The sequence below is a fragment of the Streptomyces sp. NPDC051677 genome (genome assembly GCF_044453465.1).
In the GTDB taxonomy this organism is placed as follows: Bacteria; Actinomycetota; Actinomycetes; order Streptomycetales; family Streptomycetaceae; genus Streptomyces.
The window spans coordinates 1-26,927 of sequence record NZ_JBITCT010000037.1 but is presented as its reverse complement, the minus strand read 5'-3'; the positions used below and the strand labels follow the sequence as shown (position 1 = coordinate 26,927).

Here is a 26,927-nt window from a genome sequence, read left to right as displayed (position 1 = left end):
CGGCCGCGCTGCACGGGCCGGCTCGGCTCGGCCCCGACTGGTTCGGACCGGCTCGGACCCGCTCGTGACGCTTCCGGACGGGCGTCCGAAAGTTCACTCGAACGGGTTAATCCCGGCGGGTAGTGCAACCTTGACGGAGTCCGGACAGATCCGGCGGGTCAAAGCAGTGTCCTAAACACACGTCACTCGGTTAGATGAGTGTGGACACCAGAACACCCCGCACTCCCACGGGGGACCGCTCGTCGGGATTCGACGACGCTCCCGCGCTGAGCATGGTGAAGGTGCCGAGCGATCCGGCGCAGATCATCGTCAGCCACGCGAGCTTCCGCGTGCAGCTGGGCGCGTCGGCGCGGCGTAACCAATCCCCGCGGATCGCCCGGCACGTGAGCGCCATCGATGACACCGCGCGCATCCCCTTCGTCGGGGCGGCCGGCAGAGCGGGCGCCGCTTCCGCCGGCCGTCGGCGGGCCGTCGTCTGGAGCGGCCAGACCGCCCCCGACGACACCGGCGCCCACCGACTGCTGCAGGCCGTGCGGGCAGGCAGCGTCGGCCACGGCGAACCGCCCACGGCCGACGCCGGAGCCACCCAGGTCATCCCCCGCGTCGGCATGGGCGACAGAGGCTACGACGGCGGCCTCGCCGCACAGACCCTCGAAACCCCCGTCGTCGGCGCCCAGCGCGCCCCCGCCGCCGGCGAGCACCGCCTCCTGCCGAACATGCGCACCGTCGGCAGCGCCTACGACGAACCCGCCTACGACGAACTCGCCTACGACGACGCCCGGTTCGACGACTTCGGCGACACCGACGCCGACGCCGGCCCGGACCAGGACCCGGACGAGGACCGGGCCCCGCGCAGCCGACGGCAGAGCGACGACCCGGCCCGGCACGCCTATTACCCCGGCCGCCGCATGAACCTCGGAGTGGTCCTCCTCCCGCTCCGCATCTTCCTCGGCTTCATCTCCATCTACGGCGGCATGAGCAAACTGTGCGACCCCGTCTACTTCGACGGCGGCAAGCGCGGCTCCATGGTCAAGTGGCTCAACACCCTGCACCCCTGGGAAGTCGCCGAGCCCCTGCGCCAGTTCGCGCTGCACCACCCCATCGGCTCCGGCCTCGTCATCGCCTTCCTCCAGGTCGTCGTCGGCGTCCTCACCGTCCTGGGCTGCTGGCAGCGGGTCGCCGCGGTCGTCGGCGCGGGACTCTCCGCCGCGCTCATCGTCACCGTCAGCTGGAAGACCGTCCCGGTCTACGACACCCCCGACATCATCTACCTCGCCGCCTGGTCGCCGCTGATCATCGCCGGCGCCCCCGTCTACTCCGTCGACGGCCGCCTCGCCGCCGGCGCCTGGCGCCGGCTCGGCCCCCGCTCCGACCTGTGGGAACTGCGCCGCTACGTCCTGCGCCGCGGCGCCCTGGTCACCGCGATCGTCGTCGGCCTGACCCTGCTGATCGGCTCGCTGCTCGGCGGCGCCGTCCGCGACGCCGACCGGGTGATCGTCCCCGGCCCCGGCGAGCCCCCGCGCAACGAACTGCCAGGCTCGCCGCTCCCGGAGAAGTCCGGCACGCACAAGACCTCCCGGCAGCCCTCCGCGGCCACCTCGCCCACCCAGGGCGCCACCTCCGCGGCCCCGACGGCCGGCGCCGACAGCGAGCCCTCCGAGGCCCAGGACTCCGCCACGGCGGGCGCCGGCGCCCCCAGCCAGACCCAGGGCACCGCGGGCCAGGCCCCGCCCGAGCGGTCCACCCCGGTGGAACAGGCCCCCTCCACCAGCTCCGGCCCCTCCTCGGGCGGCGCGTCCAGCAGCTCCGGCGGCTCGGACGGCGGCTCCGACGGCAACGGCGGCGGCTCGTCCTCCTCGGGCCAGCCGGGCCTGGTGGGCGGATTGCTCGGCTGAGGGCAGCGCCGTAGGCCGTAAACGGCACTGGTGTCCCGTTCGCTTCGAAGCGAACGGGACACCAGTGTTTTCAGGGGCGCGGGAGTGCGCAAAGACGGCCCAGCCCGCGGAGTGACTCTCAGCGACCCAGCGCCGCCAGCTCCTTCGCCGCCTCCGTCAGATCCTTCGCCGTGTCGATGGCCCGCCAGTACGCCCCCTGCGGGATCGGAAACCCGGCCAGCCTCCGCTCACGGGCGAGATGCGGGAACGTCGTCCGCTCATGATCCCCGCGCGCAGGCAGCAGCCCCGCGAACTCCGGCGAGAAGACGTACACGCCCGCGTTGATCTCGTACGTCGTGGGCGGCGCCTCGATGAAGTCGGTGATGTGACCGAACCCGTCGGTCTGCACAGCCCCCCACGGAATGCGCGGACGCGCCAACGCGAGCGTCGCCACGGCGTCGCGCTCGGTGTGGAAGTCGGCCATCTCGCGCAGCGAGAAACGGGTCCAGATGTCGCCGTTGGTGGCGTACCAGGGCCGGTCGGGGTGGGGGAGGTGGGCGGCCGCGTACTTCAGGCCGCCGCCGCGGCCCAGGGGCTCGGTCTCCACGACGGTGGTGACCTTGACGGGCAGCTCGGCCGACTTCAGCCAGTCCTGAAGGACCTCGGCGAGATGGCCGCAGGAGACGACGACGTCGGTCACGCCCTCCTCGGCCAGCCAGCCGAGCTGATGGCCGATGATCGGCGTCCCCGTGCCGGGGATCTCGACCATCGGCTTGGGACGGTCGTCGGTGTAAGGACGCAGCCGGGACCCCTGGCCACCGGCCAGGATGACGGCTTGCGTGGGGCGGGACACGGCGTGCGGATCGGTCATGCCCGCACTGTACGTGCCGCTCGTGACCGGACGTGCGGCTCCCCCGCTCGGAGGGAGCCGCACGCCCGGCGGGGGGCCTCAGGACCCCGGAGCCTCAGCTGTGCGCCGCCAGGACGCCCGACGCGAAGGCCGTGTCGCACACCGGGCGGGCGTACGACTGGGCGCGTGAGGGCCCGTACACACGGACCGCGGCGCGCCCCAGGGCGCGGGCGATGGAGGCGCAGTGCCTCGCCAGCGACGGCTTGCCGTTGACGGCCGCCTGGAGATGGGTCAGGGCGATGCCCGGGTCCTTCTCCTGGAGCTCGGTCAGCAACTGGTCCCGCAGGATGTCCTGCGGGGCCTTGGCGGCGCGCTGCGAGGCGTGCGAGGACTGGTGCGCGGCGGAGACGTCGGAGGCGGTCAGCACCGAATCCGAGGGGTCCCCCGACCAGTTGACCCGGGTGACCGCGAGGGTCCCGGAGAGCACCATGACGACGGGCAGGACGAGGGCGAGCGAGCGGCCGATCCGGCGGGCTGGGCCGCCCCGGCCGCCGCGCGTGCGCTGGGTGGTGGAGTGGTTCGCGGAGTGCTTCACGCGTGAGAGGGTAGCGTGCAGTAATGGAGTCGCGACATTGCGTCACCCGTACGGGGGATGAAGCTGTGCTCCTTTTTGGGTAGGGGGTTGACGGGTGCCGGTCGAAATGTCCGCTGTGCCGGGGATTTCGCGGACATGGAAAAGGGCCCCGCAGCAGGCCGCGGGGCCCTTTTCGTCAACCCGGGTGAATCACCCGGGTTTAATCCTCGCCCGGCACGCTTCGTCAGCCAGCCAGCCAGCCAGCGAGTCAGAGTCAGCGAGTCGGTGAGTCAGCCGGTCCGTCAGTCGGAGAGACGCTCGCCCGTCGACGTCGAGAACACGTGGGTCTCGCCCGCGCGCGGGACGACGTGCAGCGTGCTGCCCTTCTCCGGGACGTCACGGCCGCCGACACGGACCACGAGGTCCTTCGTCTCGTTGCCGACCTGCGCGGTGCCGTAGACGAAGGCGTCGGAGCCGAGCTCCTCGACCACGTTCACGGTGACCGCGAGACCCTTGTCGGCGTCGGCGCCGGCCACGTCGAAGTGCTCGGGGCGGACGCCCACGGTGACCGTCTTGTCGGTCGCGGCGGAGAGCGCGTCACGCTGCACCGGAACCACCGAGTTGCCGAACTTCACGCCGCCGTCGGCGATCGGCACCTCGACGAGGTTCATCGCGGGGGAGCCGATGAAGCCGGCCACGAACAGGTTCGCCGGGCGGTCGTACATGTTGCGCGGGGTGTCGACCTGCTGCAGCAGACCGTCCTTGAGGACCGCCACGCGGTCGCCCATCGTCAGGGCCTCGACCTGGTCGTGGGTGACGTACACGGTGGTGATGCCGAGACGGCGCTGGAGCGAGGCGATCTGCGTACGCGTCGACACACGGAGCTTGGCGTCCAGGTTGGACAGCGGCTCGTCCATGAGGAAGACCTGCGGCTCACGCACGATGGCACGGCCCATCGCGACACGCTGACGCTGACCACCGGACAGGGCCTTCGGCTTGCGGTCCAGGTACTCGGTGAGGTCGAGGATCTTCGCGGCCTCCTCGACCTTCTGCCGGATCTCCGCCTTGTTGACGCCGGCGATCTTGAGCGCGAAGCCCATGTTGTCGGCGACCGTCATGTGCGGGTACAGCGCGTAGTTCTGGAACACCATGGCGATGTCCCGGTCCTTCGGCGGCAGGTGCGTGACGTCGCGGTCACCGATGCGGATCGCTCCGCCGTTGACGTCCTCGAGACCGGCGAGCATCCGGAGCGAGGTGGACTTGCCGCAGCCGGACGGGCCGACCAGGACGAGGAACTCGCCGTCCGCGATCTCGATGTCGAGTCCGTCGACGGCGGGCTTGGTGGAGCCCGGGTACACCCGGGTCGCCTTGTCGAAAGTGACAGTGGCCATGGCTCGAAGGCCCCCTTCTACCGGCAGGAACGTGCCGGACGATCCGTTGTAGGAAGGTGGTGGTGTAGTCCACACGAGTGAACTGGCTCAGGACGCTACCTCGCGTTCGCCGGATCTGTCAGCACCTGGAGGCATGTGAACTTCGCGGAAATTTTCGACAGGGGCAGAGCAACTCTCTTTTGACCTTGGTTCCTGCTTCACCGCCCGCCGCCGACCACACACAGCCCTGCGAGCTGCGCCCGGCCGGTCTTACATGGGCTCCACAGGCTTTCCGGCCGACGGCCCGTCGGTCCGTACCGCAGCCAGCCGCTCCTACGCGGCCAGCAACCGCAACCCCTCTTCCCGGAGGTTCACAGCGGCATTCACATCCCGGTCGTGCAGCGCCCCGCACCCGGGACACGTCCATCGCCGGACCGAGACGTCCAGCCTCGGCCCCACGGCATGACACGCCGAGCAGCGGCGGGTCGACGGGAAGAAGCGATCCACGACCACCAGCTCCCGCCCGTACCACTCGCACTTGTACCGCAGCTGTCGCAGCAACTCGCCCCAACCCGCGTCCAGGATCGCCTGTTTCAGCTTCGCCTTCCGCCGGCTCCCCTTGCCGCGCCCCGCGCGTGACAGAGATGCGACGGACAGGTCCTCCACCACGAGCACTTGGTTCTCGTGCACGAGGCGGGTGGTCAACTGGTCCAGCATGTCCCTGCGCACATCCGTGATCAGCGCGTAGAGCCGCGCGATCTTCTGCCGGACCCTGGCCCGGTTTCCTCGAACCCCTCACCTTCTTGTGCAACTCACGCTGCAACCGCGCCAGTTTCTCCGCATACCGCCTCAGTAGCCGCGGATGATCGACCTTCGTTCCGTCGTCCAATGTCACGAGCGACGCCAGCCCGAGATCAAGACCGACCGTCTTCGGCTCCCGCGTCCCCGGCACGAACATCACAGGCAGGGGCGCTATTCGCTCCTCCACCAGCGTCGACACGAAATACCGCCCCGCCCGATCCCGCGTCACCGACAACCGCACCGGATCGACGCCTGCAGGCAGCGCCCTCGACCAACGGACGTCCAACGGCTCCCACCGCTTCGCCAGCGTGATCAACCCTGTACCGGGCCGCTCCGGATCCTCCACCCAGCGGAACCCCGTACGCACGTACGTCGCCGCATCCCTCGACCGCCCCTTCTTCTTCCGTCTCGGATACCTCGACTCACCCTTGAAGAACCGGGAGTACCCCTGATCGAGATGGCGCAGGGACTGCTGGAGGACCGTCGACGACACCTCCTTCAACCACGCCGTCTCCTCCGCCCGCTTCCAACCCGTCAACGCCCGACACGTCTCCGCGAATCCCACCTTCACGCGATGCCGCTCCCAGGCACCGGACCGCAGCGCCAGCCCCTCGTTGTAGACCCATCTACAGGCGCCGAACGTCCGCTCCAACTGCTCGGCCTGCTCCTCGGTCGGGTAGAAGCGGAACCGGTAGAGACGGTGACGAGCGTCGGGGTCCTTGGCGTGGGACTGCAGACGGGTCGCCCTGCGCGCATGGTGCTTGCGGCGGTCGCCGATGCCGAGGACCTCGTGCTTGATGCGCTCGGCCTCCTCGCCCTTCACCGCTTCCGGCGTCGGCCTCTCCGCCTCGTCCGCGGTCTTCCCCATGGACCCCTCCCCGTCGATCCGATCTTCGGAACAGCACGTCAGACCGATCGACGAACGGGTGCACGGATAGTTACGCACAGTTTTCGATTCGCGCGGAGATGAGAACTTCGTGGCTTGGGGAAACGGGGTCTGTGTAGAGTGGAGCCGCCTTTGCGTGCGGCGTTGTGGTACGCGGTGCCCCCTTAGCTCAGCTGGCCGGAGCGATCGCCTTGTAAGCGATAGGTCGTCGGTTCGAATCCGACAGGGGGCTCTGGGAAGTGTTGGATCAGGGACCCTCTCGCTGAAGAAGCGGGAGGGTCTCTGTGTTTTGGGCGCTCGCGCGACGTTCGTCGTCGTTTCTGGCCGTCGCTCATTCGTGCGACTCGTAGGGGTGTGTCCGAGTGGGCGTTCCCCGGGGGTCACTCGTACGGCGGGTTTGTCGGGAGGGGCGCTGGGCCGGTCGGGTGAATGCCGGTGGCATACGCAAGCCTTCCCTCTGGTGCCCATCAGTGCACGTGGGGGCCCTGCTTGCCCTCCGCATATGCCTGAGGGATGCATATGGCCGCCGTTACGTGTGCCCGATTTCAGGCGAATGAGGGTGTTATGGCAATCGATCTGAAGCAAACGGCCATCGATCCCGACAGCCCGGAGATCCCGCCGACCCGCAACACGCAGAAGGCCCTGAGGGAGGCCCTGGACGATCTCCAGGGCAACATCCTCAAGAGCCACGGGCGTGACCACAGCCGCCATCTGTTCATCACCTTCAAGACCGACACCGCCGACCAGCGGAAGAAGGCCCGGGAGTGGCTGGCCGGGATGGCCGCCGAGGACCGGGCCACCTCGGCGTTGCGGCAGTGGGAGGAGGCGAAGGCGTACCGGGACTTCCGGGAACTGGTCCGCGCCAACGGGATGTCCGCGAAGGAGGCGGACGCGCTGGTCAAGTCCGTCAGCAAGACCTTCGTCGGTGTGCTGCTCTCGGCCGACGGCTATCGCGCCCTCAAGCTGGACGCGCACCGCATGCCTGACGACCCGTCCTTCGCCGCCGGGGCCAAGAGCCGCACCAAGCTCCTCAACGACCCGGAGTCGAAGAACTGGGAGGCGCCCTTCCAGCAGCAGCTGCACGCCCTGGTCATCGTCGCCGACGACGCCACGGACCGGCTGGAGCGGTTCGTGAAGACGCTGACGGACGAACTCACCGCCCTCGGCGTCACCCCGTACGTGGAGACCGGCACCGCCATGCGGCTGGACAAGGACGGCAAGGAGGACCCGTCCGCCCCCGTGCGTGAGCACTTCGGCTTCGTCGACGGGATCAGTCAGCCCCTGTTCTACGCCCGGGACATCGACAACGCGCGCGACCGGCAGGGCGGCATCGACCGGTACGACCCGAGCGCCCCGCTCGACCAGGTGCTGGTGAAGGACCCGGGGGGCGACAAGAGCACCGGCTACGGCTCGTACTTCGTGTACCGCAAGCTGGAGCAGGACGTGCAGGGCTTCCGCGCGGACGAGAAGGTCCTCGCCAAGTCGATCGCCTCCTTCGCCCACCCGAAGAAGCCCGACCCCACGCCCGAGGACGTCGCCCTGGCGGGGGCGTACATGGTGGGCCGGTTCCAGGACGGCACCCCGGTCGTGGACCGGAACGCGGCCGGCCTGGGTGACCAGCCGAACAACTTCAGCTTCGACGGGGACGTCGACGGCGTTCGCTGTCCCTTCCAGGCGCACGTCCGCAAGACCAATCCGCGGGGCGACAAACAGCGTCAGTTCGGGGTGCCGCTCACTCAGGAGCGGACCCAGCGGATCGTCCGCCGGGGCATCAGCTACGGGAAGGTGACTCTGGACCCGCAGCCGTCGGACGGCAAGGTGGGGCTGCTGTTCCTGTGCGCGCAGAGCAGCATCGCCGACCAGTTCGAGTTCATCCAGGCGGCCTGGGCGAACTACCAGGACTTCCTCACCCCGGGCAGCGGCCTCGACCCGGTGATCGGCACGCTGCCCCACGGCACGTCGCGTGACTCCGCGGTGGCGCAGCCCTGGCCGAAGCGGTACGGCTCGCACAACCAGCTGGACTTCTCCAAGCCGCAGGATCCGAACCCGCCGGGGTTCCCGACGCCGATGCCGCACACCTTCCCCCAGCGGGTGGGGCAGTGGACGACGATGCGGGGCGGCGAGTACTTCTTCGTCCCGAGTCTCAGCGCGCTCAAGGCGTTCGGCGCGGCCGGGGAGAGCTGAGCCGTGGCCGACCTCCGTACCGAGGTGAACGAACTCGCGCGGTGTCTGAGCGGCTACGTCTGCGAGCCCGGCAGCCCGGAGTACGCGAGGGTCGTCGCCATCGACAACGGCCGGACCCGTACGCCGCCGGCTCTGGTCGTCCGCGCTGACTCGACCGCCGACGTCGCGCTGGCCATCGGCTTCGCCCGGGAGGTCGACCTCCCGCTGACGGTGCGCGGCGGCGGACACAGCGCTGCCGGGTACTGCCTCAACCGGGGCGGGATCGTCCTGGACCTCGGGCTGATGAAGGCCATGACGCTGGACCGGAGCAGGAATCAGCTCACCGTCCAGATGGGCGCCACCTGGAACGACGTCTACGGCCATGTCGCCCGCAGCGCCGCCCCGCTGATCCCGGTCGGCGGCGGCTGTCTCACCGTGGGGCTGCCCGGGTTCCTGCAGGGCGGCGGCTACAGCTTCGTCTCGCGCTCGTACGGTCTCGGCAGCGACAACGTCACCCGGATCGAGCTCGTCGACGCCTCCGGCGCGCTGCGCACCCTGACCGCGGACGCTCCCGCGCAGGACGACCGGGACCTGTTCTGGGCGTGCCGGGGCGGTGGCGGGGGCAACTTCGGGGTCGCCGTCGAGATGACGCTGCAACTGCACGAGCCGCCGGCGAAGACCGTCCTCGGGGGCGGGCTCTCCTTCCCGCTGGAGCGGGCCGAGGAGGTGATCGGCGCCTACGACGCGTGGGCGCGGGACGTTCCCGGGGCGATGGCCGCCTACGGGTACGTCGGTCATGACCCCGACCCGGCCGAGCCGACCCGGAAGATCCCCAGCTTCCGGATCACGCCGGTCTTCAACGGCCCGTACGCCGACGGCATCGAGCAGCTCCGGCCGATGCTCAAGCTGAACCCCTTCGACGTCCGGCTGTACTCGGTGCCGCTGCCGACGCTGGAGATGGCCATCGGCCGGTCCACGCTGGTCGGCGACCGGCAGGCCTACATCCGCTCGGGGATGATCGGCGACGGGGGCTGGACGAAGGACATGATCAAAGCCGTCCGGAAGGCGATGGCCGGCGCGCCCTCGCCGGACAGCTTCGTGGTCTGGACCCACGGCCGCGGCAAGGTCAACGACCCGGCTCTCATCGGGCAGGGCCCCTATCCGCACCGCGACAAGCGGTATGTGTTCGAGCTGAAGGCCATCTGGAACGACCCCGCCGAGACGCGGGCCAACGTCGAGTGGGCCTACGACTTCGGCGAGGCGCTGAGCGCGGACTTCCACGGCGCGTACGTCAACTACATCGACCCGCTCCAGGAGGACTGGGCCACGGCCTACTACGGCTCCAACCTGGACCGGCTCCAGCGGATCAAGAAGGCGGCCGACCCGGACGGGTTCTTCCGCTTCCAGCAGTCGGTCGACTCGACCTTCGAGCCGGACCTGTCCCGCCCGCTGGATCTCAGCCCCCTCAACCGCACCTTCGTCCCCTCCTGACCGGGAGCACCCGCATGGGCAACGGCACCCTGCCACCCCCCACCCCCAAGCAGATCTTCGTCGACGTCTCCGTCGCGCTCACCGGCTTCGACCGGGCGGAGCTGGCCGGCACGGGCATGGTCGACACGTACTACGACACGCTGCTGCGGATCATCGGCGAGCGTGACGCCGGGCAGCTGTTCCGGTACGCCTCCGAGGCGCTGGAGAAGGACCGGAAGGCGAAGAAGGGCACGGCCTTCAAGAAGGACGTGATCAACAGCCCGCGGTTCGGGCCGATCGCCGTGAGCCTGATCAAGCTCTGGTATCTCGGCCGCTGGTATCCGCTCTCCGGCGACTACCGCAACCTCTACGGGGCGACCGCGGACGACGTCGAGCACGTCGTCACCGCGCAGGGCCACCGCGAGGGCCTGGTCTGGGTCGCCGCCGGCACGCATCCGATGGGCGCGAAGCCGCCGGGCTACGGCTCCTGGGCCGAACCGCCGTCCGTGCTCATCCCCTGACCCCGAGGAAGCGCCATGAGCAACCCCACTTCCCCCGACTACGACGTGGTCATCGTCGGCGGCGGCATCTCCGGGGCCGTCGTCGCCAAGACGATCATCGAGCAGGTAGCCAAGAAGAAGGAGAAAGAGAAAGGGAAGGAGAAGGAGAAGAACAAAGGCAAGGGCAAGGGCGAGGAGACGGCGGGGTTTCCTCGCATTCTGATCCTGGAGGCGGGACGGGCCACGGCCCTCAGCGCCGACAAGTACGAGAGCTATGTGGAGGCGTACCACAAGGCGCTGATCAAGGTTCCCAACGCGCCGTACCCGGCGAGCGTCAACGCGCCGCAGCCGGACGTGCTGGACATCAGGCCGCTCAAGGACGCGCAGGGGAACTCGCTGGTCGGCGACCAGGGGTACTTCGTCCAGCTGGGGCCGATGCCGTTCGGCAGCGACTACGCCCGTTCGCTGGGCGGTACGACCCTGCACTGGCTCGGCACCTGTCTGCGGATGCTGCCCAACGACTTCAGGATGCGTTCGACGTACGGGCGGGGCGTCGACTGGCCGCTGACGTACGAGGAGTTGAAGCCGTACTACGAACGGGCCGAGTGGGACATCATCGGCGTCGCGGGGAACACGGAACACCAGTACTACCCGGGCATCGGGGACGACCCGAAGAAGTACTTCAAGGCCACGGACCCGAAGAAGGAGCGGAACGGGGTCTATCTCTTCCCGATGGAGGAGATTCCGTCCAGCTACCTCGACCAGTACATCGAGAAGGTCAGCGCCGGGCTGGTGGTCAAGCTGCCCGGCGAGAAGAACCGCGTCCACGAGTTCCCGATCAGGATCAGCAACACGCCGGTCGCCCGTAACTCGGTCCCCACCACCGACACGTACAAGATCGTCGGCGCGGCAGGGAACTCCGAGCGGGGGCAGCGCTGCGAGGGCAACTCCAGCTGTATCCCGATCTGTCCCGTGCAGGCCAAGTACAACGCGCTGAAGACCCTTTACGAGCTGATCGTCAAGTACCCCGACAAGCTGAAGGACGAGGAGCTGCCCGGGAGCAGGGCCCGGGTCGACATCCGCAGCCAGTCCGTCGTCATGGAGGTGGTGCACAGCAAGAAGGAGGGCGACGCGAAGGGGAAGGTCGCCAAGCTCAAGTACAAGACGTACTACGACGACGGCGGCAGGACGACCGAGCACGAGGTGACCGCGCGCACCTACGTCCTGGCCGCCAACGCCATCGAGAACGCCACCCTGCTGCTCGCCTCCCACAACGCCGCCAACCGCAGCACGCAGGTCGGCAAGAACCTGATGGACCATCCGCTGCTGCTCACCTGGGGCCTGTTGCCGGAGAACGTGGGCGCGTACCGGGGTCCCGGGTCCACGTCCGGCATCCCCGCGTTCCGCGACGGCGACTTCCGCAAGGACCGCACCGCGTTCCGGGTGGAGATCGGCAACTGGGGCTGGAACTTCCCGGAGAACGCTCCGTACGACACCGTCCTCGACCTGGTCGGCGGCGGCCAGGACGGCATCGCGAAGCTCTACGGCAAGGAGCTGCGCGAGCAGATCGGCAAGATCGTGCCCCGGCAGTTCCGGATCGCCTGGGAACTGGAGCAGGACCCCCAGTCGAGCAACCGCGTCACCATCGACGACCGGTACCGGGACCCGCTGGGCAAGCATCGTCCCGTCATCCGCTACGACCTCTCGGACTATGTGAAGGCGGCGCTGCCCTGGGCGGCGGAGGCGAGCAGGCAGCTGTTCGAGAAGCTCGGCATGAAGAAGTCGAAAGAGGCGAAGCGGCCCTCGTACGTGACCGGCGACTACTCCCACTACGACGAGGATCACGCGTCGGTGGTCACGTACGGCGAGCAGACGTACTGGGTGGCCGGCGCGGGCCATGTGGTGGGCACGCACCGGATGGGCGACGACCCGGACACCTCCGTCGTCGACAAGGACCAGCGCAGCCATGACCTGCCCAACCTCTTCGTCGTGGGCTGCGGCAGCATGCCGACGCTGGGCACCTCCAACCCGACGCTCACCATGACCGCTCTGGCCCTGCGCACAGGCGACGAGATCGCCGAGGAGCTGACCGCATGACCACCCCGCCGAGCCCGACGATCGCAACCCTCAAGGACCTCAAGGCCGCTCTGCAGCTGGCCGTCGGCCTGGAGCTCAGCACCGTCCCCGTCTATCTGACCGCTCTCTACTCCATCAAGGAGGGCGCCAACGAGGACGCGCAGCAGACGATCCGCAGTGTGGTCATGGAGGAGATGCTCCACATGACGCTCGCGGCCAACGTCCTCAACGCCCTCGGCGAGCATCCGAGCGTCAAGCCCGTCGACTTCCTGAGCCATCGGAACGTGAAGCCGGTCCCCGAGTACAAGGACACGTACGAGAGCCCGGTGATCGCCGGCATCGGGAAGCTCGCTCTGCTGCCCCTCTCGCCGGCGGCGGTGGAGGGTTTCGTCAGGATCGAGCACCCGCTGCACGGCGCGGCCCAGGTCGGCGACATCGTCTGCCCGACGGACACTTTCCCCACGATCGGCACGTTCTACGAGGCGATCAACGCCGCGCTGAAGAGCAGGGCGATCTGTCCGGACAGTGCCTTCAGGAGCGACTCGCCCCAGGTCAGGGACCGTGAGTACTACGGCGGCGCCGGCCAGGTCATCACGGTGACGAACCGTGACACCGCGATGGCCGCCATCGAGAAGATCGTGGACGAGGGCGAGGGCCTGCCGGAGAAGAGACTGAACGAGCCGGCCAAGGAGCTCCCGGTCACGACGAAGGACGTGCTCAACTCCGGCTGGAAGATGTACTCCCACTACGCACGCTTCCGTGAGCTGCAGACCGGTCGGCGCTTCCGCACCGGCCAGCTGGCCAGGGAAACCCCCGCGGGCTCCCTGCTGCTGGTCGACTACGACGCGGTCCACCCAGCGGTGCACGTCCAGCGCAACGGCTCCACGACGGGCGGCTACGAGGGGGCCGCGCTGAACGAGTTCGACCTGGCGTACACGCAGCTCGTCGACGACCTCTATCTCGCCTTCTCGGGCGGGAAGAAGAAGGTCACGTACACGATGGCCGGCAAGGTCGTCACCGATCTCAAGGATCCGCTGCCGCTCGCCGTGCACGGCATGTACGCGCTGAAGAACAAGGCCGTCGCCCTGATGCGCACCCCGAAGCCGGGGGATCCCGGGCACACGCTGTGTCCGCGGTTCTTCTACGCGGACGCCGAGCAGCGCACGAAGCTGAAGGACGAGATCAAGCAGATGAGAGGAGCGGTCCAGTGATCTCCATCGTCACGAAGTGGTGGCACGTCGAGGGCAAGCGCAACGAGGCCGTCGCCGCGCTGAAGGACCTGGTGGAACAGGTGGAGCAGGGGGAGCCCGACACCTACATGTACTGCCTGCACACGGCGGTCGTGGACGGCTCCCTGCCGCCGCCGAACAAGAACGAGGTGATCTTCCTCGGCGCCTGGAAGGACCGCAAGGCGTTCGAGGACCACCGGGACGGCAAGCTCTTCCAGGACTGGCTGGCGAAGAACCTCCATCTCTTCGTGACGAACGGCGGAAAGCTGTACGTCAGCGCGGAGTTCGCCGACCGCTTCACGGGCTTCGTCCGCAAGCAGGCCGTCGGCGAGAAGTGACTCAGCTCAGCCGCAGGAGGCGGGCGATCTCCAGTCGCTCCGCCTCCGGCGGCCGTCCGTCCTCGATCTCCCACAGGCAGTCCTGGAGGACGCGCCCGAGGGTCCAGGCCCGTGCCCGCTCCCGGTCGAGTCCGAGGACGTCGGTCATCGCGTCGAAGCGCCATCGCACGTCGGCCGGGTCGTAGCGGTCCCCGAGGGCGGGCAGCAGTTCGAAGCCGGGGTCGCCGGCCAGCGGCTTGGGGTCGATGGCGAGCCAGGGGGCGCGGTCGGAGGCGGTGCGGCCCGGGGTGGTGCGGCCCGGGGTGGTGGGGTCGGCGGCGAGGACGTTCTCGTAGTGCAGGTCCCAGTGCAGGAGCCGGTCGCCCGGCTCGGCGACGACCTCGCGTACGGCGGCCGCGCAGTCGGCGATCAGACGGGCGCCGTCCGGGTCGGGGATCCGGTCGAGGGCCCAGGGGGCCTGTTCCAGCATGGCCTCGGCGATGTCTCCCAGCCCGCGCAGGCCGGCCGGGGCCGGGAAGGTCGTCAGATGGGCCAGCAGGTCGGCTATGACGAGCACCGCCTCGTGGACGTCCTCGACGTGGGACAGCATGCGGGCCGGGTCGAGGCGTTCGAGGAGCATCGTGCCCGTCGGCTCGTCGTGTCGCAGCAGCCGGACGGCACGGTCGCCGTTCCAGATCCGCAGGGCGACCGGCTCGCCGGCGCTTTCCTCGTCCAGGATCTGGAGCTTGAGTGCGGCCCGGGCGCCGTCGGCGGCGGAGGCGACCGGCAGGACGAGCGCGCTCACCCCGTGCATGGACGGGCCGTCGACGCGCAGTTCCCAGCGGTCGAGGAACTCGCGCGCCAGGTCCGGCAGACCGGCGATGAACTCCCGCCCCGCCGCGCCGTTGATCTTTACCTGTTCTGTCACCAGTGCGCCCGGAATGTCGATCACCTTCCGGACGATACTGGGCGGCGTGAAACGCCTCAGCGGAATGTCCGCGGTCCGGCGGGCGGTGTGGGCGTATGTCCGCAGGGCGCCCGGCACGTACGTGTGGCTGACGATCCTGTTCTTCACCACGGTCGCTCTGCACCACATGTCACCGGAGTTCGAGCAGGAGTTCCTGCGGCAGCGGTCCACGAACATCCACGAGCTGTCCCGGCATCCGGTGCGGGTGCTGGTCGCCAGCGCGATGTGGATCGACGGCGGCCACTGGCTGCCGTACGTGGCGCTGTACTCCGTCTTCCACGCCCAGGTGGAGCGCTGGCTGGGGACCGCGCGGTGGCTGGCGGTGTGCGCGGCCGCGCATGTGCTGGCGACGCTGATCAGCCAGGTCGCGCTGGCGGAGGCGATCCGGGACGGGCTCGCCCCGCAGTCGTCGGTCAACACCCTGGACGTCGGCGTGAGTTACGCGCTGGCGGGGGCGACGGCGGTGCTCTTCTACCGGATCCCCGCGCCGTGGCGGTACGGGTATCTCGCGGTCGTCCTCGTCGTCTACACCGTCCCGATGACCGCGGGGCCGACCTTCACCGACCTCGGGCACTTCCTCTCCGTACTCATCGGACTCGCGTGTTATCCGCTGGTCCGAGGGCGCGGAAAGGTGCGGAATCCGAAGGAGACAGCGGCCGTGCCGCCGGGTTAGCGTCCGGTCATGAGCGGTGACGGAGTGCGTGGCGTCGTCAATGGCGGCATTTCCTTCTGGTTCGCGGACGACGGGCTTCCGGCGGTGCGGGAGCCGCTCGCCGGTGACAGGTCCGGCGACGTCGTGATCGTCGGCGGCGGGTACACCGGGCTGTGGACGGCGTACTACCTCAAGAAGGCGGCGCCCCTCCTCGACGTCACCGTCCTGGAGCAGCGGTTCTGCGGCTACGGCGCCTCGGGGCGCAACGGCGGCTGGCTGTACAACGGCATCGCTGGCCGCGACCGGTACGCCGCCCTGCACGGCCACGAGGCGGCCGTACGGCTTCAGCGGGCGATGAACGAGACGGTGGACGAGGTCGTCCGGGTGGCGGCGGAGGAGGGCATCGACGCCGACGTCCACCGGGGCGGGGTGCTGGAGGTGGCCCGGACGCCCGCGCAGCTGGCCCGCCTGAAGGACTTCCACGCGCACGAGCTGTCGTACGGGGAGCGGGACCGCGAGCTGTACGGCGCCCGGGAGACCGCCGAGCGGGTGCGGGTGGCGGGGGCCGTGGGGTCGAGCTGGACTCCGCACGGCGCGCGCGTGCACCCGGTGAAGCTGGTGAAGGGGCTGGCGGCGGCCGTCGAGGCGCTGGGGGTGACGATCCACGAGTCGACGCCGGTGACGGAGATCGCCGCCGGGCGGGCCGTGACGCCGTACGGCACCGTGCGGGCGCGGTACGTGCTGCGCTGCACGGAGGGGTTCACGGCCGCGTTGAAGGGCGAGAAGCGGACCTGGCTGCCCATGAACTCCTCGATGATCGCCACCGAGCCGCTCACGCCGGAGCAGTGGGCGCAGGTCGGCTGGCAGGGGCGCGAGGCGCTGGGCGACATGGCGCACGCCTATCTGTACGCCCAGCGCACGGCCGACGGCCGGATCGCGCTCGGTGGGCGCGGGGTGCCGTACCGCTTCGGCTCGCGCACCGACAACGACGGGCGGAGCCAGCCCGAGACGGTCCGGGCGCTGCGCGAGATCCTCGTCGGCTGCTTCCCGGCGCTGGCCGGGGTGCGCGTTGAACATGCCTGGTCAGGGGTGCTGGGCGTGCCGCGCGACTGGTGCGCGACGGTGACCTTGGACCGAACGACGGGGCTCGGTTGGGCGGGCGGTTACGTCGGCTCGGGCGTGGCAACGGCCAACCTGGCGGCCCGCACCCTGCGCGACCTGGTCCGGCTCGACTCGGGAGACGCGGGCGGCACCGAGCTGACCGCGCTTCCCTGGGTCGGCCACAAGGTCCGCAGATGGGAACCGGAGCCGCTGCGCTGGCTGGGCGTGCAGGGCATGTACGCCACGTACCGGGCGGCGGACCGCCGAGAGACGGAGCGGCACGCGACCGGGTCGTCACGGCTGGCCCGACTCGCGGACCGGGTGGCGGGCCGCCACTGACGCGCGTGTTGACTGAGCCGCGCGTTTACTGACACGCGCGTTCGCTGGCGCGCGCGTTCGTTGGCGCGCGCGTCACTGGCGCGCGCGTGTTCAGTTCACCGACTCCGGTACGGCCTCGCGGGCCGGGGTGTCGTGTTTCGGGGGCTTGGCCGTCACCATCAGGCCCGCGACCAGACCGGCCAGGAGCATGATGCCGGCGGCCCACCAGATGGCGACCGTGTACCCGTGCACCGTGCCCTCCGCCACGACCTGCGCCTTGTTGGCGGGGCTGGTGAGGTGGGCCGCGATGTAGGCGGTGCTGCTGGTGGTGGCGATCGTGTTGAGCAGGGCCGTGCCGATGGAGCCGCCGACCTGCTGTGAGGTGTTGACCGTGGCGGAGGTGACGCCGGAGTCGTGCGGGGCGACGCCGGCGGTGGCCGTGGAGAAGACCGGCATGAACGTCAGCCCCATGCCGAGGCCCATCAGGAGCAGGGCGGGCAGGATCTCGGTGGCGTAGGACGAGTCCACCGTCATCTGGGTGAGGATCACCATGCCGCCCGAGGCGAGAAGCATGCCGGGGACCATCAGCATGCGCGGCGGCACGCGGTTCATCAGCCGGGCGGAGATCTGGGTGGAGCCGATGATGATCGCGAGGGTGAGGGGGAGGAAGGCGAGGCCCGTCTTCACGGGGGAGTAGCCGAGGATGACCTGCAGGTAGTAGGTCATGAACAGGAACAGCCCGAACATGCCGATGACGGCCAGCCCCATGGTCAGGAAGCAGCCCGCGCGGTTGCGGTCCTTGACGATGTGCAGCGGGAGAAGGGGACTGGGCGCCCTCGTCTGCCACCACACGAAGGCCGTGAGCAGGACCGCTCCGACCGCGAACAGGGACAGGACGAACGGGTCGCTCCAGCCGCGCGGCTGGGCCTCGCTGAAGCCGTAGACGATCGCGACGAGGCCGCCGCAGCCCAGCAGCACACCGGGCACGTCGAGGCGGGCCCCCGGGTGGCCGGGACGGCTGTGCAGCAGGGCGGACGCGCCGAAGACGGCGACGATCGCGATGGGCACGTTGACGTACAGGCACCAGCGCCAGTTCAGGTACTCGGTGAGCAGCCCGCCGACGATGAACCCGATCGCCGAGCCGCTGCCGGCCAGGGCGCCGTAGATGCCGAACGCCTTGCCGCGTTCCTTGGGGTCGGTGAACGTCGTCGTCAGCAGCGACAGCGCCGAGGGGGCGAGTACGGCGGCGAAGGCGCCCTGGAGGGCGCGGGCGCCGAACAGCATCCCGGGGCTGACGGCCGCGCCTCCGAGCGCCGAGGCGGCGGCGAAGCCGATCAGCCCGATGACGAAGGTGCGCTTGCGGCCCACGAGGTCGGCGATGCGGCCGCCGAGCAGCAGCAGGCCGCCGAAGGCGAGGGTGTAGGCGGTGATGACCCACTGGCGGGTGCTGTCGGACATGTCCAGGTCGCGCTGGGCGGAGGGGAGCGCGATGTTCACGATCGTCACGTCCAGGACGACCATCAGCTGGGCGAGCGCGATGATCACCAGGCCCCACCAGCGGCGGGGGTCCGGCTGCTGCTCCGGGCTCGGCTCCGGTTCCGGCTCTGGCTCCGGTTCCATCGAGGGTTCACCTGTATGGGTGCCACTCATCAGCCCAGAAGACCACGAATCGGGGCGTAGCGCATCCCCCGTGGTCACGGCGTCAGTACCACCTTCCCGGTCGTTCCGCGTGACTCCAGGGCGCGGTGTGCGGCGGCCGCCTCGGCGAGCGGGAACGTCTGCACGGCCGGGGTGAGGCGGCCCGCGGCGGCTTCGGCGAGGGCGCGCAGTTCGAGGGCGCGGAGACCGCCGGCCCTCTCGATCATCACGGGCCCGAGGACCGACCGGGAGACGCCCTCGACGAAGTGGCCCTTTCCGTCGCGGATGCCCTCCGCCGACCAGCCGAAGACGAGGTGGGCGCCCGTGGGAGCGTCGGGGCCGAGGAGGGCGACGGCCTCGCGGGCGACCTCCCCGCCCACCCCGTCGAAGACGACCGTGGCGGCCCGGCCGCCCAGGTGGGCGCGGACGTCGGCGGGCCAGGCGGTGTCCGTGTAGTCGACGGCGAGGTCGGCGCCGTTGGCCGCGACCTGGGCGGTCTTACGGGGTCCCCCGGCGAGTCCGACGACGGTCGCGCCCGCGTTCTTCGCGTACTGCACGAGGAGTGTGCCGATGCCGCCGGCGGCCGCGGGGACCACGGCGACGGAGTCGGGCCCGAGCTCGGCGAACTGCAGGATGCCCAGCGCCGTCCGGCCCGTGCCGATCATCGCGACGGCCTGGGCGGCGTCCAGGTTCGCCGGGATCTCGTGCAGGCGGTCGACGTCGGTGACGGCGAGCTCCGCGTACCCTCCGGGCGCGAAGCCGAGGTGGGCGACGACGCGCTTGCCGAGCCAGACGCCGGGCGTTCCCTCGCCGAGCGCCTCGACGACGCCGGCGACCTCGCGGCCGGGGACGGTGGGCAGCGTCGTCGGCACGGGGGCGGGGCCGCCCCGCAGGCCCTCGCGCAGGGCGGTGTCCAGGAGATGGACGCCTGCGGCCTCGACGGCGACCCGGACCTGGCCGGGGCCGGGCACGGGGTCGTCGACCTCCTCGTGGACGAGGTTCTCGGCGGGGCCGAAGGCGTGGAGGCGGATGGCGTGCATGCGGGTCCCCCGGCGGGTGTGGTGGGTGTGGTGGGTGTGGTGGGTGCGGTGGGTGCGGTGGGTGGCGCGGGCGCGTGGGTGGTGGTCGGACTGGTGCCAGCCTTCAACCTCAAGGTTGGTTGAGGTCAAGGGGGCCGGGGCTGCCGGGGATTGTCAGTGGTGGGGTGCAGCATGGGGACATGGCGAGGACAGGGGCCGGCAGGACCGGCGGGATCGGCGGGGCGAGCGGGATGAGCGGGGCCAGGGCCGTGAAGGGTGCGCGGCGTCCGGAGCTGCGGCTGCCGGCGCTGGAGCCGTACGGGGGCGGGGAGCTGGAGCCCGACGGGGACTACGACGGCGTGGAGTTCGGTGAGCTGGACCTCGCCGGGCAGGACGGCGGCGGCGCCCGCTTCATGGACTGCGCCCTGAGAGGCTGTGCGCTGGACGAGACCCGGCTGCGTCACACCCGGTTCCTCGACTCGGTCCTCACCGGCATACGGGGCGTCGGCACGGACCTGGCGGAGGCGACCCTGCGCGACGTCGAGCTGGTCGACGCCCGCCTGGGCGGTACCCAGTTGTACGGCGCCGTACTGGAACGGGTCGTGATCCGCGGCGGCAAGATCGACTACCTGAACCTGCGGCAGGCGCGGTTGCGGGACGTCGTCTTCGAGGGCTGCGTCCTGGTCGAACCGGACTTCGGCGGCGCCCGCCTGGAACGCGTCGAGTTCGTCGACTGCGCCCTGAAGGCGGCCGACTTCACCGCGGCGACCTTGACGGACGTGGACCTGCGCGGCGCCGCGGAACTGGGCCTTGCGGGCGGCGTGGACCGCCTGTCGGGCGCGGTGATCAGTCCGTCCCAACTGCTGGACCTGGCACCGGTGTTGGCGGCTGAGCTGGGGATCAGAGTGGAGGGCTGAGGGGGGCGGCCTAAGGCTGAGGGCTGCTCGGGGCCGGGCATGGGCGGCCGGGGCCGGGGGCTGGGGCGGCCTACTTCAGGCGCGGGAAGCGTGCCTGAAGCGTCCAGATCGCCGGGTTCTCGCCCAGGTCCTCGTGCAGGTCGGTCAGGTCGGCGAGGAGGTCGTGCAGGAAGTCGCGGGCCTCGCGGCGGAGTTCGGCGTGGGAGAAGGTGAGCGGGGGCTCCTCCGCCGGCATCCAGTCGGCCTCGATGTCCACCCAGCCGAAGCGGCGCTCGAAGAGCATGCGGTCGGTGGACTCGGTGAAGTCCAGTTCGGCGTACTGGGGGCGGGAGGCGCGGGAGCCGGCCGGGTCCTGGTCGATCCGCTCGACGATGTCGCACAGCGCCCACGCGAAGTCCAGCACCGGCACCCATCCCCAGGCTGTGGACACCTCGCGGTCCGCCTTGGTGTCGGCGAGGTAGACGTCGCCGCAGAACAGGTCGTGGCGCAGGGCATGGACGTCCGCGCGCCGGTAGTCCGTCTGCGGCGGGTCCGGGAAACGGTTGGAGAGGGCATAACCGATGTCGAGCACGTAGGCGATGGTGTCACGCCCCCGGCACCTGACCGGCGCCCCCCGGCACCTGACCGACGAGGGCGGTGCGCGACTGGCGGGGGCGGTGTCCGACTGGCGGGGGCGGTGCCCGACCGAGGGGGGCGGTGCCTGACCTGACGGCCTCCGTGCTCGGCCTGACGGCCTCCGCGCCTGGGCCTGACGGCCTCCGCGCCTGGGCCTGACGGCCTCCGCGCCTGGGCCCGACGGCCTTCGTGCTCGGCCCGACGGCCTTCGTGCTCGGCCTGACGGCCTCCGCGCCTGGGCCGACCGTCCCCGCACCCGGCCTAACCGTCTTCGTGCCCGGCCCGGCTGTCCCTGTTTCCCGCCCCTCGCATCCGCCGACCGTCTCCGCGCCTGGCCTGGCCGCCTTCGTGCCCGGACCCACCGTGCCCGGACCCACCGTGTCCGGACCCACCGTGTCCGGACCCACCGTGTCCGGCCCCACCGTGCCCGGACCCACCGTGCCCGGCCCCACCGTGCCCGGACCCACTGTGCCCGGACTGGCCGCCCCCTCACACCCCCCTCGGCCGTCCCCGCGCTGGCGGTCTCGCCGTTTCGGCGGCCGGGCCGGAATTCTCCGTGCCGGGGAAGGTCGTCCCCATAAGATCGCTGACATGTCCCGATCCGTGCGCCTTGTACCGACCGCTGCGTTACTGGCCCTGGCCCTGGCCCTGACCTTCGTCCTGACCGCGTGTGACGACGGCGGGGGCACGGAGGGCCCGTCCGGCGCGCAGGGACTGAGCGACCCGTACTTCCCGAAGGCGGGCAACGGCGGCTACGACGTCTCCCACTACGGCCTCACCCTCGCCTACACCCCCGACGGCAACCGCCTCACCGGCACCGCCGCGATCACGGCCCGCGCGACCGAGGACCTCGCCGCCTTCGACCTGGACCTGGTGGGCATGAAGGTCGAGAAGGTGACCGTCGAGGGCGGCGCGGCCGAGTACGAGCGGGACGGCGAGGAGCTGACGGTCCGCCCGCCCGACGCCCTCGCCGCGGGCGAGACCTTCCAGGTCCAGGTCAGCTACTCCGGCAGTCCGCGCACGATCACCGACCCGGACGGTTCGAAGGAGGGCTGGCTGCGCACCGCGGACGGCGCGCTCGCCCTCGGCGAACCGACCGGCTCCATGGCCTGGTTCCCCGGCAACCACCACCCCGCCGACAAGGCGTCGTACGACGTCACCGTGACGGTCCCGAAGGACCTGACGGCCGTCTCCAACGGCGAGCTGAGGAGCGAGAAGACCACGGCGGACGGCCGCCGGACCTTCGCCTGGCACACCGCGGAGCCGATGGCGAGCTATGTGGCGACCCTCGCGATCGGCCGCTACGCCGTCACCCGCTCCACCGTCCCCGGCTCCTCGCCGGAGGAGGACGAGCTCCCGGTGTACGTCGCGGTCGACCCGACGCAGACGGCCGCGAGCCGCAACGTGCTCGCCCGGCTGCCCGAGGTCATGAAGTGGGCGCAGGACAGTTTCGGCCCGTACCCCTTCTCCTCCACCGGCGCGATCGTCGACCGCCCCGGCGACGCCGGCTACGCCCTGGAGACCCAGAACCGCCCCGTCTTCAACGGCGCCCCCGACCTCGTGACCCTCGTCCACGAGACCGCCCACCAGTGGTTCGGCGACTCCGTCACGCCGAAGAGCTGGCGGGACATGTGGCTCAACGAGGGTTTCGCGACCTACGCCGAGTGGCTGTGGACGGAGGACGACGGCGGCGCCACGGCGGAGGAGACGTTCACGGAGCTGTACGACCACGGCGAAAACGACTACGAGAACCTGTGGGCCTTCCCGCCCGCGAAGCCGACGAGCGCCGCCGACATCTCCGACGAGAGCGTCGTCTACCAGCGCGGCGCGATGGTGATCCACCGCATCCGCCAGACCGTCGACGACGACGACGCCTTCTACGACATCGTCCAGGGCTGGGCGGCTGCCCACCGCCACGGCAACGCGAGCACCGCGGACTTCACGGCCTACGTGGAGAAGCAGGCGCCCGAGGAGGACTTCCAGCCGATCTGGGACGACTGGCTGTACGGAGGGGGCAAGCCGGCCCGCCCGTGAGGGTGGGGCACGACCCGGTTCACGGACGGGGGTCACCCGCCTCCCACGCGTCGAGCAGCCGGGCGAGACCGGGCGGCCACACCGGCTCCGCCCCCACCACGAGCTCCTCGCGCGTCCACCAGCGCCAGCCGAGGATGCCGTCCGTGGCGTGGGCGGCCGCGAGGTCGGACCCGGCGGGCTCGCGGTGCGGCCCGGCGGTGACGTAGATGTGGTCGTGCTGCCGGACGAGGATACGGGCGCGCGTGAAGTCGTGCTCCCAGGTGCACAGCAGGGGCCCGGGCTCCAGATCCGTCCACCCGGTCTCCTCGCGCAGCTCACGCAGGGCGCCCTCGCGCGGCGACTCCCCTTCCTCCAGGCCGCCCCCGGGCAGCGCCCAGTGGAAGCCGTCCTCGGCGTTGTAGTACCGGAAGAGCAGAACGGCCCCGCCGGGATCGACGACGGCGACGCGTCCAGCAAGACGGTCCTTGCGAAGCGGCCTGCGCAACACGGCACAGGGCCGCCCGAGTTGAAGATCCGCCCGGTGCTCGATGACCTCGTACCCGAGAGCGGTCCAGAAGGCGAGCCCCTTGGGATTGACGTCGAGCACGGCAAGCCGCACCGCGCTCCGACCATCGGCCCGGAACTGCTCTTCAACCTCCGCGACGATCCGCCGCCCGACCCCCTGCCCCTGCACACGGGCATCGACGATCAGCAACCCGATCCAGGGATCGGGATCGGCGGGGTCGGGATGCCGGCCGAGGGTGATCACCACCCCGACGAGCCGCCCTTCGCTCCGCGCGAGCAACACCTCGACGTCCGGGTTCGCCAACTCCTCCGCAAGCGCCGCCGCCACCTGCTCCGGCCGGATGTCGTCCGGATCCGGGAAGTCGCCGCTGAGGGCCTGAAACTCGTGCTGGGAGGCGTAGAGGACGGTGAGTTCGGTGAGGAGGGGGGCGGGGAGGTCGTGGTCGGGGGTCAGGGGGAGAGGGTCGAGGCGCATGGGGCGCAGGCTAACCGCAGGCGGCGGGACGGTCACGGAGTTCGAACCAGACGTGCTTGCCGCCCAGCCCGGACGGATCCGAGGGGTGCGCCGCCCCGACACCCCAGTCATGCGCCATCGCCTCGACGAGGAGTAAACCGCGGCCGTTCTCGCAGCCGAGGTGGGTTGAGGGAGCTGAACGACTTGAGGGAGGAACGGGAATGGCCGGAGGGACGGGAAGCCGGGCCGGTTCGTCGTCGTACACGGATACGCGCACCCGGTCGTGGCGTACGACGGCTTCGAGGCGAACGGCGAGGGAGGCGGTGTGCAGGCTGACGTTCGTCACCAACTCGGAGACCAACAGGCCGGCCGTTGCGCCGAGTTCGGGGTGTCCGGAAACCCGGAGCAGCAGAGCGATCGTGTCCCGGCAGAGCTTGGGGCTGGTGGGGGTGTTGGGGGCGCGTAGGCGGTAGATCTGCGGGGATTGGGCTGGTCTGGCGTTCAAAAGATTCAACTCCCGTTTGGTTTCAGGTGATTGTGCGGCAGGGCCACCGTGGCTCGAACGCGGTGGGGCGACTGCACTGCGGGTTCACTGGCATGCCGCGTTGCCATGAAGGTAGGGGGCATTATTGCTACGTAGCAAGGTTGCCACTAAGGGTTCACTCTTGTGAGTGGAGTGGGCCGCACGCGACCAGGCGGACTCGGACGCTGAGAGGATCGGGACCATGCCGCCGAGAGACATCCCCACAGCCCGTCAGGCCCGCCTGGGTGCGGAGTTGCGGAAGCTGCGCGAGCTCGCGGGCAAGACCGCTCGTGAGGCTGCCGGCCTGCTTTCCACCGACCAGGCGAAGATCAGCCACATGGAGTCGGGGCGCATCGGTGTCAGCGAGACGCGGATTCGGCGACTGGCAGTCTTCTACGCGTGTGACGACCAGGATCTGATCGAGGCGCTGTGCGCCATCGCCCGTGAGTCCCGAGGGGACGGCTGGTGGGATGCCTATCGAGGAATGCTCCCACCCGGATTCCTGAACATGGCGGAACTTGAGCACCATGCGAGGTGCATGCGGAGCGTCCACTTGGTGAACGTGCCAGGGATTCTCCAGACCGAGAACTACATTCGGGCAATCCACCAGAGTTACACGCCGACGCTTCCCGATGGCGAGCTCGACACCCGAGTCGAGTTCCGCCTGAGGCGTCGAGCCATCCTGGAACGGGAATCACCTGCTCCGTTCCAGGCGGTGGTTCACGAAGCGGCCCTGCGTATGCGCTTCGGCGGACGCGAGGTCACCAAGGGGCAGTTGGAGTACCTGCTGGAGGCCTCGGAGCGGCCTGTGGTGTCACTCCGTGTCCTGCCTTTCACCTGCGAGGAGTTCATCGAGGCCACCAACCAGCCGCTGTACGCCGGAGGGGTCGTGCCGCAACTTGACACCGTGCAACTGGACAGCCCTACAGGCGGCGTCTTCCTCGGAGCAGCGGCTGAAGTCAAGAGGTACAGACAGCTGCTCGACAACGCCGAGAGGCTGTCGCTGGGGGAGTCCGAGTCCCGGCAGTTCATCCATGACATCGCACGCGAACTCTAAGGACGGGATCCGCAATGTCAGTGCAGTGGCAGAAGTCGACCTTCTCCGGCGTCGAGGGCGAGAACTGCATAGAAGTCACCCGAGCCGAACCGTACGTGTTTCTCCGCGAGAGTGACAACCCCGCCGCCGTCCTCACGCTGTCCCCGTCGGGCCTGCTGGCCCTGATATGCGAGGTCCGGGCCGTACTGTAGGCCAATCCTCGGGCCAGGGTGCTCAACGGGGCCTGGATCAAGACGCGTTCCAGTAAGCCGCCCCACCGGGCCGTGCGCCGCGAACCTCAGATCTCGTGCAACTTCGTGCAATTCTGGTGCATCACCCTGCCTGGAGCGTGCAAGCTCAACGAACACGAGACCTTCGGGAGGCGAACGATGACGGAGGAGCCGGCGTTTGACGAGTTGTTCCGTTTGGCCAAGAAATCCGCTGTCCATCTGGAAATGCGGGACGGCTACATGCAGTCCGACCCGGGGTACATCGCCTGGCAGAACAGGACTCGCGGAACATTCCGCTACCTGGACCAGGAGGCGAGACCCTGGCTGGCGCTGATGCGCGAGATCACTGGCAGAGGAGTCGCCGTGCGCCGGGCCCGGATCGTCTCCGAGCCGGTCACGGACTACATCCGCTTCGAGCACCACGTGACAGCAGGGAACGTCTCGGCTGGAGAGCAAGTACGTTGGCTCCCCCGTCGGCAGGCATCGAATCTCGCGCTGCCGGGCAACGACTTCTGGCTGTTCGACGACAGACTCGTCGTATTCCTGCATTTCACCGGCGACGGAGAACTCTCACCAGATGGTGACGAAGAACGCACTGCCGATACGGCGGTGATCCGCCTGTGTTCAACGGCTTTCGAATCGGTGTGGGAGCGGGCTGTTCCGCACAGTAAGTTCTTAATCTGACAGGAGTGGACATGGCTCTGAAGTTTCTAGCCTCGATCTTTCGTGAGGGTCCGTCGACGGAGTCGGCGGGCCTTTTCGGTTTCCGGGGCGGGTGGTGGGCAGGCCGGTGGCCCGGCTGTCGCGTC

At 69.9% G+C, this 26,927-nt stretch carries 24 protein-coding genes, 1 tRNA gene and 1 pseudogene; 15 read left to right on the top strand and 11 right to left on the bottom strand.

Annotation, left to right across the window (positions count from 1 at the left end):
• Positions 1–194 precede the first annotated feature (194 nt).
• Complete coding sequence (locus ACIBAF_RS34070) at positions 195–1,895, top strand: DoxX family membrane protein (protein ID WP_399468066.1); 1,701 nt, start codon at positions 195–197, stop codon at positions 1,893–1,895.
• A 118-nt stretch (positions 1,896–2,013) separates the two neighbouring features.
• Here the strand turns inward: ACIBAF_RS34070 and ACIBAF_RS34065 are convergent, their stop codons facing one another.
• The 5 genes and pseudogenes from ACIBAF_RS34065 to ACIBAF_RS34045 form a co-directional block, all read right to left on the bottom strand.
• Complete coding sequence (locus ACIBAF_RS34065; protein ID WP_399468065.1) at positions 2,014–2,745, bottom strand: NDP-sugar synthase; 732 nt, start codon at positions 2,743–2,745, stop codon at positions 2,014–2,016.
• A 94-nt stretch (positions 2,746–2,839) separates the two neighbouring features.
• Positions 2,840–3,319, bottom strand: coding sequence for a hypothetical protein (locus ACIBAF_RS34060; protein WP_399468064.1), 480 nt, complete (start codon positions 3,317–3,319; stop codon positions 2,840–2,842).
• 281 nt (positions 3,320–3,600) lie between these two features.
• Positions 3,601–4,689: an ABC transporter ATP-binding protein gene (locus ACIBAF_RS34055; RefSeq protein ID WP_399468063.1), complete on the bottom strand. Its 1,089-nt coding sequence runs from the start codon at positions 4,687–4,689 to the stop codon at positions 3,601–3,603.
• A gap of 312 nt (positions 4,690–5,001) precedes the next feature.
• On the bottom strand, positions 5,002–5,397 hold the full coding sequence (locus ACIBAF_RS34050; protein ID WP_399468062.1) for an RNA-guided endonuclease TnpB family protein: 396 nt from the start codon (positions 5,395–5,397) through the stop codon (positions 5,002–5,004).
• 115 nt (positions 5,398–5,512) lie between these two features.
• Positions 5,513–6,337, bottom strand: a pseudogene (locus tag ACIBAF_RS34045) (RNA-guided endonuclease InsQ/TnpB family protein); the annotation flags it as partial.
• A gap of 176 nt (positions 6,338–6,513) precedes the next feature.
• On the opposite strand from ACIBAF_RS34045, the gene ACIBAF_RS34040 reads away from it, so the two are divergent.
• The 7 genes from ACIBAF_RS34040 (at position 6,514) to ACIBAF_RS34010 (ending at position 14,131) form a co-directional block, all read left to right on the top strand.
• Positions 6,514–6,587 (top strand) — tRNA-Thr (locus ACIBAF_RS34040).
• A gap of 332 nt (positions 6,588–6,919) precedes the next feature.
• Positions 6,920–8,539 (top strand): Dyp-type peroxidase, encoded by a 1,620-nt coding sequence (locus ACIBAF_RS34035; protein WP_399468061.1) that lies wholly within the window; start codon positions 6,920–6,922, stop codon positions 8,537–8,539.
• 3 nt (positions 8,540–8,542) lie between these two features.
• Positions 8,543–10,009: an FAD-binding oxidoreductase gene (locus ACIBAF_RS34030; RefSeq protein ID WP_399468060.1), complete on the top strand. Its 1,467-nt coding sequence runs from the start codon at positions 8,543–8,545 to the stop codon at positions 10,007–10,009.
• A gap of 14 nt (positions 10,010–10,023) precedes the next feature.
• Positions 10,024–10,509 carry a hypothetical protein gene (locus ACIBAF_RS34025; protein WP_399468059.1) on the top strand — a complete coding sequence of 162 codons (486 nt, stop codon included), beginning with the start codon at positions 10,024–10,026 and terminating at the stop codon, positions 10,507–10,509.
• A 15-nt stretch (positions 10,510–10,524) separates the two neighbouring features.
• Positions 10,525–12,585: a GMC family oxidoreductase gene (locus ACIBAF_RS34020; RefSeq protein WP_399468058.1), complete on the top strand. Its 2,061-nt coding sequence runs from the start codon at positions 10,525–10,527 to the stop codon at positions 12,583–12,585.
• Complete coding sequence (locus ACIBAF_RS34015) at positions 12,582–13,775, top strand: ferritin-like protein (protein WP_399468057.1); 1,194 nt, start codon at positions 12,582–12,584, stop codon at positions 13,773–13,775. Before ACIBAF_RS34020 ends, ACIBAF_RS34015 begins: the two co-directional genes overlap by 4 nt.
• A complete protein-coding gene (locus ACIBAF_RS34010; protein WP_399468056.1) occupies positions 13,772–14,131 on the top strand; it encodes a putative quinol monooxygenase in 360 nt (119 codons plus the stop codon). The genes ACIBAF_RS34015 and ACIBAF_RS34010 overlap by 4 nt, the downstream gene beginning before the upstream one ends.
• 1 nt (position 14,132) lies before the next feature.
• On the opposite strand, the gene ACIBAF_RS34005 is transcribed toward ACIBAF_RS34010, so the two are convergent.
• A complete protein-coding gene (locus ACIBAF_RS34005; protein WP_399468146.1) occupies positions 14,133–15,074 on the bottom strand; it encodes an aminoglycoside phosphotransferase family protein in 942 nt (313 codons plus the stop codon).
• A 28-nt stretch (positions 15,075–15,102) separates the two neighbouring features.
• Here ACIBAF_RS34005 and ACIBAF_RS34000 point away from each other — a divergent pair, with 28 nt between their 5' ends.
• Both ACIBAF_RS34000 and ACIBAF_RS33995 read left to right on the top strand, forming a co-directional pair.
• Positions 15,103–15,750: a rhomboid-like protein gene (locus ACIBAF_RS34000; RefSeq protein ID WP_399468055.1), complete on the top strand. Its 648-nt coding sequence runs from the start codon at positions 15,103–15,105 to the stop codon at positions 15,748–15,750.
• 9 nt (positions 15,751–15,759) lie between these two features.
• Positions 15,760–17,169 (top strand): NAD(P)/FAD-dependent oxidoreductase, encoded by a 1,410-nt coding sequence (locus ACIBAF_RS33995; RefSeq protein WP_399468054.1) that lies wholly within the window; start codon positions 15,760–15,762, stop codon positions 17,167–17,169.
• 90 nt (positions 17,170–17,259) lie between these two features.
• On the opposite strand, the gene ACIBAF_RS33990 is transcribed toward ACIBAF_RS33995, so the two are convergent.
• Both ACIBAF_RS33990 and ACIBAF_RS33985 read right to left on the bottom strand, forming a co-directional pair.
• A complete protein-coding gene (locus ACIBAF_RS33990; RefSeq protein ID WP_399468053.1) occupies positions 17,260–18,798 on the bottom strand; it encodes an MFS transporter in 1,539 nt (512 codons plus the stop codon).
• A gap of 44 nt (positions 18,799–18,842) precedes the next feature.
• Positions 18,843–19,826, bottom strand: a complete 984-nt coding sequence (locus ACIBAF_RS33985; RefSeq protein ID WP_399468145.1) for a zinc-binding dehydrogenase — start codon at positions 19,824–19,826, stop codon at positions 18,843–18,845.
• A gap of 179 nt (positions 19,827–20,005) precedes the next feature.
• On the opposite strand from ACIBAF_RS33985, the gene ACIBAF_RS33980 reads away from it, so the two are divergent.
• On the top strand, positions 20,006–20,722 hold the full coding sequence (locus ACIBAF_RS33980) for a pentapeptide repeat-containing protein (protein WP_399468052.1): 717 nt from the start codon (positions 20,006–20,008) through the stop codon (positions 20,720–20,722).
• Positions 20,723–20,792: 70 nt separating this feature from the next.
• On the opposite strand, the gene ACIBAF_RS33975 is transcribed toward ACIBAF_RS33980, so the two are convergent.
• Positions 20,793–21,293, bottom strand: coding sequence for a hypothetical protein (locus ACIBAF_RS33975; protein ID WP_399468051.1), 501 nt, complete (start codon positions 21,291–21,293; stop codon positions 20,793–20,795).
• A gap of 635 nt (positions 21,294–21,928) precedes the next feature.
• Between ACIBAF_RS33975 and ACIBAF_RS33970 the strand changes: the two genes are divergently transcribed.
• A complete protein-coding gene (locus ACIBAF_RS33970; RefSeq protein ID WP_399468050.1) occupies positions 21,929–23,371 on the top strand; it encodes a M1 family metallopeptidase in 1,443 nt (480 codons plus the stop codon).
• Positions 23,372–23,390: 19 nt separating this feature from the next.
• Here the strand turns inward: ACIBAF_RS33970 and ACIBAF_RS33965 are convergent, their stop codons facing one another.
• On the bottom strand, positions 23,391–24,350 hold the full coding sequence (locus tag ACIBAF_RS33965) for a GNAT family N-acetyltransferase (RefSeq protein ID WP_399468049.1): 960 nt from the start codon (positions 24,348–24,350) through the stop codon (positions 23,391–23,393).
• A 10-nt stretch (positions 24,351–24,360) separates the two neighbouring features.
• Entirely contained in the window at positions 24,361–24,834 is a 474-nt protein-coding gene (locus ACIBAF_RS33960; protein WP_399468048.1) for an ATP-binding protein, read from the bottom strand.
• A 220-nt stretch (positions 24,835–25,054) separates the two neighbouring features.
• Here ACIBAF_RS33960 and ACIBAF_RS33955 point away from each other — a divergent pair, with 220 nt between their 5' ends.
• From ACIBAF_RS33955 to ACIBAF_RS33945, 3 genes are all read left to right on the top strand, one after another.
• Complete coding sequence (locus ACIBAF_RS33955; RefSeq protein ID WP_399468144.1) at positions 25,055–25,909, top strand: helix-turn-helix domain-containing protein; 855 nt, start codon at positions 25,055–25,057, stop codon at positions 25,907–25,909.
• Between the two features lie 14 nt (positions 25,910–25,923).
• Positions 25,924–26,100 (top strand): DUF397 domain-containing protein, encoded by a 177-nt coding sequence (locus tag ACIBAF_RS33950; RefSeq protein ID WP_399468047.1) that lies wholly within the window; start codon positions 25,924–25,926, stop codon positions 26,098–26,100.
• Between the two features lie 177 nt (positions 26,101–26,277).
• A complete protein-coding gene (locus ACIBAF_RS33945) occupies positions 26,278–26,802 on the top strand; it encodes a DUF6879 family protein (protein WP_399468046.1) in 525 nt (174 codons plus the stop codon).
• The last annotated feature ends 125 nt before the right edge of the window (positions 26,803–26,927 follow it).

What these genes read in the sequence shown, in the direction of transcription:
- ACIBAF_RS34070 (WP_399468066.1), top strand. Translation starts at nt 195, where the DNA reads ATGAGTGTGGACACCAGAACACCCCGCACTCCCACGGGGGACCGCTCG.
- ACIBAF_RS34065 (WP_399468065.1), bottom strand. Translation starts at nt 2,745, where the DNA reads ATGACCGATCCGCACGCCGTGTCCCGCCCCACGCAAGCCGTCATCCTG.
- ACIBAF_RS34055 (WP_399468063.1), bottom strand. Translation starts at nt 4,689, where the DNA reads ATGGCCACTGTCACTTTCGACAAGGCGACCCGGGTGTACCCGGGCTCC.
- ACIBAF_RS34035 (WP_399468061.1), top strand. Translation starts at nt 6,920, where the DNA reads ATGGCAATCGATCTGAAGCAAACGGCCATCGATCCCGACAGCCCGGAG.
- ACIBAF_RS34025 (WP_399468059.1), top strand. Translation starts at nt 10,024, where the DNA reads ATGGGCAACGGCACCCTGCCACCCCCCACCCCCAAGCAGATCTTCGTC.
- ACIBAF_RS34020 (WP_399468058.1), top strand. Translation starts at nt 10,525, where the DNA reads ATGAGCAACCCCACTTCCCCCGACTACGACGTGGTCATCGTCGGCGGC.
- ACIBAF_RS34015 (WP_399468057.1), top strand. Translation starts at nt 12,582, where the DNA reads ATGACCACCCCGCCGAGCCCGACGATCGCAACCCTCAAGGACCTCAAG.
- ACIBAF_RS34000 (WP_399468055.1), top strand. Translation starts at nt 15,103, where the DNA reads ATGTCCGCGGTCCGGCGGGCGGTGTGGGCGTATGTCCGCAGGGCGCCC.
- ACIBAF_RS33995 (WP_399468054.1), top strand. Translation starts at nt 15,760, where the DNA reads ATGAGCGGTGACGGAGTGCGTGGCGTCGTCAATGGCGGCATTTCCTTC.
- ACIBAF_RS33990 (WP_399468053.1), bottom strand. Translation starts at nt 18,798, where the DNA reads ATGAGTGGCACCCATACAGGTGAACCCTCGATGGAACCGGAGCCAGAG.
- ACIBAF_RS33985 (WP_399468145.1), bottom strand. Translation starts at nt 19,826, where the DNA reads ATGCACGCCATCCGCCTCCACGCCTTCGGCCCCGCCGAGAACCTCGTC.
- ACIBAF_RS33980 (WP_399468052.1), top strand. Translation starts at nt 20,006, where the DNA reads ATGGCGAGGACAGGGGCCGGCAGGACCGGCGGGATCGGCGGGGCGAGC.
- ACIBAF_RS33970 (WP_399468050.1), top strand. Translation starts at nt 21,929, where the DNA reads ATGTCCCGATCCGTGCGCCTTGTACCGACCGCTGCGTTACTGGCCCTG.
- ACIBAF_RS33965 (WP_399468049.1), bottom strand. Translation starts at nt 24,350, where the DNA reads ATGCGCCTCGACCCTCTCCCCCTGACCCCCGACCACGACCTCCCCGCC.
- ACIBAF_RS33955 (WP_399468144.1), top strand. Translation starts at nt 25,055, where the DNA reads ATGCCGCCGAGAGACATCCCCACAGCCCGTCAGGCCCGCCTGGGTGCG.
- ACIBAF_RS33950 (WP_399468047.1), top strand. Translation starts at nt 25,924, where the DNA reads ATGTCAGTGCAGTGGCAGAAGTCGACCTTCTCCGGCGTCGAGGGCGAG.
- ACIBAF_RS33945 (WP_399468046.1), top strand. Translation starts at nt 26,278, where the DNA reads ATGACGGAGGAGCCGGCGTTTGACGAGTTGTTCCGTTTGGCCAAGAAA.